This is a genomic window from Tissierella sp. (assembly GCF_052089545.1).
Taxonomy (GTDB): Bacteria; Bacillota; Clostridia; order Tissierellales; family Tissierellaceae; genus Tissierella_A.
The window spans coordinates 1-6,148 of record NZ_JBQDAA010000145.1; the positions used below are offsets into that span (position 1 = coordinate 1).

Consider the following 6,148-nt stretch of genomic DNA (forward strand, 5'->3'; position numbering starts at 1 on the left):
ATGGAATATTAATGTCCGAGAAAAAAGTGTGCTGAAAAAGGTTGACAATCCATCTAGCAGAAATAACCATTACAATAGGATATAAAATAAATATTAGCAAACTAATAATGACTGACCATAAGATTAATTTATCCATACTATAAAAATTGCCTATATCACTTAATGCTTTCTTTCCAATCTACTTGAGCTTGAAGGCCTGGACTTGTATCAACTCTAATAGTTGACTCATTTAACACTATTAAATTTAACTTTACTAAAATGGATGATTTTAAAATTATGAAGACTGGAAAGGCCACCTTTTCTTATTTGTTATTCAAAACTATTCTATTAGTTTATTTAATAGCCTTTCTTTACATATAAATTTTTTTTATTTCTATTTGAACTCATATAATGATATAATTAAGATTGTGTTAAAATAAGTTAGTAAAAGTTTTATTATAACTAAACGAGATAATATTGAAATTATATATCTTAGCAAAAGGAGGAAAATAAAAATTGAATTTTAAAAAACTATCAGCATTATTATTGATTATGCTATTCTTATTTCTAATTACAGCCTGTAGTGGAGAAAAAGAATTAATATCAGAAGAATTTGATCCAAATCAAGATTTTGATAGTATTCTAGAGGAAGCTAAAGGTTCTACTGTTAGTTTTTATGGTTGGGGTGGGGATGAAGATAGAAATAAATGGTTAGCCTTAACCGTTGCTCCAATCTTAAAAGAAAAATATGATATTACTTTAGAAGTTGTTGGAATGGATATCGACAATATATTATCTAAATTAGCAGGAGAAAAGCAAGCTGGCTTAAGGAAAGGGACTATTGATATGATATGGATAAATGGAGAGAATTTCTATTCTGCTAAAGAAAATGGTTTGTTGTTTGGCCCTTTTTCAGAAGAATTACCTAATTTTAAAAAATACATAGATGATGAGGATCCAGAAAATAAATATGATTTTGCATTCCCTATAGAAGGTTATGAAGCTCCATATAGTAAGGCACAAATGGTATTTATTAATGATAGTTCCCTTACTAAAGAAACTCCAAATAATGCTAGAGAACTTATGGATTATTCTAAAAAATATAAGGGAAAAGTGACTTATCCTGCATCAAATGATTTTATAGGAAGTGCTTTTATTAGAACATTAATTTATGATATAGTAGGACATGAACAATTCTTAAATTTAGAGCCCGATAAAGAAGTTGTTAAGAAAGCAATAGAACCTGCTTTAGATTATTTAAGAGAATTAAATAAGTACTTGTGGAATCAAGGAAAGACCTTCCCTTCTACTTCAGGAGAGGTTAATAATATGTTTGAAGATGGTGAATTGGTTATGACTATGAATTATATGCCATTTACTGCTGCTCTAGGTATTGAAAAAGGTATATACAACCCTACTGTACAAACCTTTATATTTGAAAAAGGAACAGTTGGAAATACTAACTATATAGCTATAGCTAATAACTCATCTAATAAAGCTGCTGCAATGGTAGCTATCAATGAAATTCTTTCTGCAGAGGTACAAGCTACTCAACTTGAAGAGTTAAAATCCCTATCAGTAATTTCTTATGATAAATTAACTACTGAAGAAATAAATAGATTTAAAAATATTAATCTAGGAGAAGGTGTTTTAACACAAGATGAACTTTTTAATAAACGTTTACCAGAGATGCCAGCTAATATAATTCCTATAATAGAGGAAATTTGGTTAGAGGAAGTAGTTGGTAAATGAAAATTTTCAAAGAATCAGGAGTGGAAAATTATGAATAAAAAAACACCCTATATACTTCTAATACCCCTAGTATTTTTGGGTATTCTTTTTATATATGGGGTTATTAATGGTTTACTTCAAAGCTTGGGGTATATTCCAGCTTTCAACCTTACAAATATAACTTTAGATTATTATATCGAATTATTCAGTAACCCTACGTTATTAGATTCTTTGAAGCTAAGTTTGAAAATATCTATTGTGTCCTCATTATTATCAGTTATTTTAGGTATCATACTCACAGCCTCCTTAATTTATACTGGACATACAGAGGGAAGGGTAATTCAAATCATTAAACTAGCAATACTAATTCCTCATACTATCGTAGCATTATTTTCAATAAGTATATTATCTCAAAATGGCTTGCTGGCTAGAATCTTATATAATTTAGGATTTATAAATTCACAGGGAGATTTCCCATTATTACTATATACAAAACATAGCTTTGGTATTATCTTAGGTTTTATTTGGAAACAAGTGCCTTTTGTTGCATACTTTAGTTTATCTTTAATGTCTAATATAAATAAGACCTTGGGGGAAGCCTCAGAAAACTTAGGAGCTTCAAAATTAAAATCATTCTTTTATATTACTTTACCCCTAAGTATGCCTGCCATAAGAAAATCCTTCTTAATTATCTTAACATTTTCTTTTGGAGCTTATGATCTGCCATTTCTGTTGGGCGCAACTATACCAAATGCATTACCTGTACAATCATATATTGAATTTTTACATCCTGATTTACTTCACAGGCCTTATGCCATGGCAATGAATGGATTAATATTATTAATAAGCTGGACCATGGCAGGAATATATTATTTAGTGACTAAGAAGAAAAAAGACAAAGGTGATGCTCATGAAAGATATTAGTTCAAATAAATTATTAAAGTTTTTCTTATATCTTGTTTTATTTACAATATTAGCACCAGTGGTGATACTAATACTCTGGACTTTTACAAGTAGATGGCCTTGGCCTAACTTATTACCAGAAACCTATTCCCTTAGAGCTATTAAGGAGGTATTTGCGCCTCATGCAAAGCTACTTCAAACCCTAATATCAAGCATCTTATTATCCTTGTCTGTGGCTGTTTTATCAACTATCATAGCCATAATGACTGCAAGAGCATTGACTTATTATGATTTTGTTGGAAAGAAATTAATATACTTCTTAAGTATTCTACCAATCCTAGTTCCTGGATCTGTATTCGCAATGGGTATACATGTTGTATTTATACGAATGTCACTAGCTGACACTATCTTAGGAGTTATAATAGTTCATTTAGTTTATACTCTCCCTTATTCTATAAGCATAATGAGGGATTTAATAGAATCTATAGGAATAAATTTGGAATTGCAAGCTTATGTTTTGGGTGCTTCTCCCTTTAAATCATTTATATTTATTACACTACCCCTCCTTAGACCAGGGATTATAGCAAGTATTAGCATGGCTTATATCAGTTCCTTTAGCCAGTATTTCCTAACCTTATTAATTGGTGGGGGAAAAGTAAAAACAATTAGTCTACTTATGATACCATTTATAGCCAAGGGAGATCGTTCACTAAGCTCTGCCTATGCTCTATTATTTGTAATATCTACACTTTTAATTTTTGCACTAGTAGATAGACTTATAAAGAAATCACCTTATCAAAATAAGGAAGGAGGAATATAATTGGAATTAGAACTTAAAAATATCTCTATTATATTATCTAATAAAAAGATACTTAAATCTATAGATTTAAAAGTTGAAGATGGAGAATTTATCTCACTCTTAGGTGCTTCTGGATGTGGGAAAACTACTCTATTAAAAACAATAGCAGGTATAATTAATCAAGATGAAGGCTCTATCTTTTTAGGTGGCAATTTGGCAGATAGGATTCCTCCCTATAAAAGAAAAACTGTTATTGTTTTTCAAGATTTTAGATTGTTTCCACATCTGACAGTTGCAGAAAATATAAGCTTTCCTCTTAAAATGATTGGTATTAATAAAAATGATTGTAAAAAAGAAGCAATAAAATTGCTTGAAAAAGTTGAATTACAGGGTTTTGAAGATAAGCATGTTAATAATATGTCTGGAGGTCAGATGCAACGGGTTGCTCTGGCTCGAGCACTTGCGGCAAAACCAACAGTACTACTTTTAGATGAACCCTTCTCTAGTTTGGATATTAATTTAAGGGAAATAATGAGAGAATTAGTCTTAGACTTGCAAAAGGAGTATAAGATGACCACAATACTTGTGACTCATGACCAAAAAGAAGCCCTTACTATGTCTGATAGAATTGCATTTATGCATAATGGCCATATAGAGCAATGTGATACACCTGAAAAAATATTTAAAAATCCAATAAACACCTTAGTTGCAGATTACTTTTCAACTGGAGTATATATTGAGGGGGAAATAATAAATAATAAATTTATTAGTGATTTATTTAACTTTAATATTGAGAAAACAGATGGAAAGTATAAGTGCCTCATCAGACCCCTTGCAATAAAATTAAATAAAGATGATAATGGTGACTTTATAGTATCAAATAAGGTCTATCAAGGTAATAATTATTCAATTAAGCTAAGTCATACTAGTAGGAACTTGAAATTAGAAAGTAGTATTTGCGAATCTGAAGATATTGAAATAGGTCATAGGGTAAATATAAAATTAGATAAAGATAAGCTTATTTTTATAGAAAATTAATAAGCTTATCTTTATCTTTCTGCACCTTATTATATATAGATCCTTAGCTATTATTCTGACTTGATGGAATAAATACATTGATTTATAATATTTTGAAACAATGTTATTAATATTAAGCAAACACTTAAAATATAATATGCACGATTACTTTCTGTATCATAGACAAGTAAAAAATATACTGTCCATACACTTATGCCAGTAGCCAAAAGCATTGACATAGTAGAACTTAGAGAATTATCATTTCTCTTGAGATAAATTACACATACTATAATTGCAAGGGCAATAATAGAGCATATTGAAATCAGTCTTATCATTGGAATGGGTAAGGCATTCTCCCAGTTGCTATTGAGATATATTATATGTCGCAACATTCCCATACGAGTCTTTGTAAAATAATGAGTTGCAAAAGCTCCTATTATTACAGCAACTTCCAAGATGGCAAATAAAGTTATACAAGTATAGTTGACTCTATTTTGCCGCTTTATCATTAGGAAGGTCACCAACCCTTGTATAAATAACTTCACCAGTATTTGGAAGATAATCATAGCAGTCAAGGTTTTGGGAAATATCTATGGCATAGTCCAGCCTAATACACTCTTCTAATTCCATGGCTGATTGGAAGTGTTCCATAAAAAAGTCCCTATCTTCATGAGGTTCATCCAGGAAATAACCTAAGTTATTTCCAGCTTGGACTAAGCCTTCTAAACTTTCATACTGTTCCTTTAGATATTGAATGTTAGGAAGTATACATTTGGCATCTTCTAATTTAGCTTCATTTATATCTTCTAGATCCAAGGATTCTAGGGTCAAGGCTAATTCATCAGGCTCCCCACTGGATATTTCATAGTCAGGCAGGTTTACCCAGGCCCCTTCAGGTTTATCTTTGCTGGATAGCTTTAATTTAATTGCCCAGTCTCCCTGGGACAATTCATTTATATTTGTCCCATCATAGATTTGTCTAATAATGCCTCTTTGGATTACATAGCCCTTGTCTGTAAAAACCCCTTGGAAATCCTCGTGATAGTCTCTGCCTAATTTTTCTGTCTTGATAAACTTTAGGACTTCATCACTTGCATTTTCCCTATACCTAGCCACATACTCACCCAAAGACTTTTCATCTATGGCCTTATGAAAGTACTCAAATCTATATAGTTGTTCTGTAAGATTAATTAAATCAGCTGCAGTCCCTATCTCATTTAGTTCCAGGGCTCCTTCTAGAATATATCTTTCCCTTACAGACATTTGACCCAGTCTCTCTTCTAGGAATTCTAACTCATCCTTATTCTTTTCAAGGCTATTAACCAAATTATCTAGCCTCTTCATAGACTCATCCCTCCCATACCCTGATCTTTAGCTCTTTCTTGGTCTTGGATCTTTTCTTCTGGTCTAGATAGGACTGTAAAATTATCCTCTCCAGGTATTAGACCAAGACCCCTCCCATTATCCCACTTCATATGGATAGTTCCCATATCATCTACTCCCACTACTGTTCCTTTAGTTCCCCTTTCCACACCTTGGATATCATCCATAGTAGAAAGTAACTCTATTCTTGTACCTATAGGATATCTTTCTTTTATTCTTCCCACCTGCCTTCTATTGTTCAAGGTTCATCCCTCCCATTATTTGTTCCTGATTTATTCCCATTTCTTCTGCTGATTTTATAAACCAATCCCTATAGTTCCAAAAACTAACATAAAT

6 protein-coding genes are annotated in these 6,148 nt (G+C 31.4%); 4 read left to right on the forward strand and 2 right to left on the reverse strand.

What is annotated here, in order from left to right; translation table 11 throughout:
• The first annotated feature begins 495 nt into the window (after positions 1-495).
• The 4 genes from ACTHW2_RS09805 to ACTHW2_RS09820 are packed head-to-tail and all read left to right on the forward strand — an operon-like array spanning position 496 to position 4,450.
• Positions 496-1,731 (forward strand): ABC transporter substrate-binding protein, encoded by a 1,236-nt coding sequence (locus tag ACTHW2_RS09805; protein WP_442263745.1) that lies wholly within the window; start codon positions 496-498, stop codon positions 1,729-1,731.
• Between the two features lie 30 nt (positions 1,732-1,761).
• Positions 1,762-2,634 carry an ABC transporter permease gene (locus tag ACTHW2_RS09810; protein ID WP_442263746.1) on the forward strand — a complete coding sequence of 291 codons (873 nt, stop codon included), beginning with the start codon at positions 1,762-1,764 and terminating at the stop codon, positions 2,632-2,634.
• Positions 2,621-3,433, forward strand: a complete 813-nt coding sequence (locus ACTHW2_RS09815) for an ABC transporter permease (RefSeq protein ID WP_442263747.1) — start codon at positions 2,621-2,623, stop codon at positions 3,431-3,433. Before ACTHW2_RS09810 ends, ACTHW2_RS09815 begins: the two co-directional genes overlap by 14 nt.
• Entirely contained in the window at positions 3,434-4,450 is a 1,017-nt protein-coding gene (locus tag ACTHW2_RS09820) for an ABC transporter ATP-binding protein (protein ID WP_442263748.1), read from the forward strand. It abuts the gene before it with no gap.
• Positions 4,451-4,918: 468 nt separating this feature from the next.
• On the opposite strand, the gene ACTHW2_RS09825 is transcribed toward ACTHW2_RS09820, so the two are convergent.
• On the reverse strand, positions 4,919-5,773 hold the full coding sequence (locus tag ACTHW2_RS09825) for a hypothetical protein (protein ID WP_442263749.1): 855 nt from the start codon (positions 5,771-5,773) through the stop codon (positions 4,919-4,921).
• The gene (locus tag ACTHW2_RS09830) at positions 5,770-6,054 is read right to left on the reverse strand and encodes a DUF4314 domain-containing protein (protein WP_442263750.1); all 285 of its coding nucleotides are present in this window, start codon (positions 6,052-6,054) and stop codon (positions 5,770-5,772) included. The genes ACTHW2_RS09825 and ACTHW2_RS09830 overlap by 4 nt, the downstream gene beginning before the upstream one ends.
• Positions 6,055-6,148: the final 94 nt, after the last annotated feature.

Coding starts and splice junctions, on each gene's coding strand:
- ACTHW2_RS09825 (WP_442263749.1), bottom strand. CDS start 5,773: ATGAAGAGGCTAGATAATTTGGTTAATAGCCTTGAAAAGAATAAGGAT.
- ACTHW2_RS09810 (WP_442263746.1), top strand. CDS start 1,762: ATGAATAAAAAAACACCCTATATACTTCTAATACCCCTAGTATTTTTG.
- ACTHW2_RS09815 (WP_442263747.1), top strand. CDS start 2,621: ATGAAAGATATTAGTTCAAATAAATTATTAAAGTTTTTCTTATATCTT.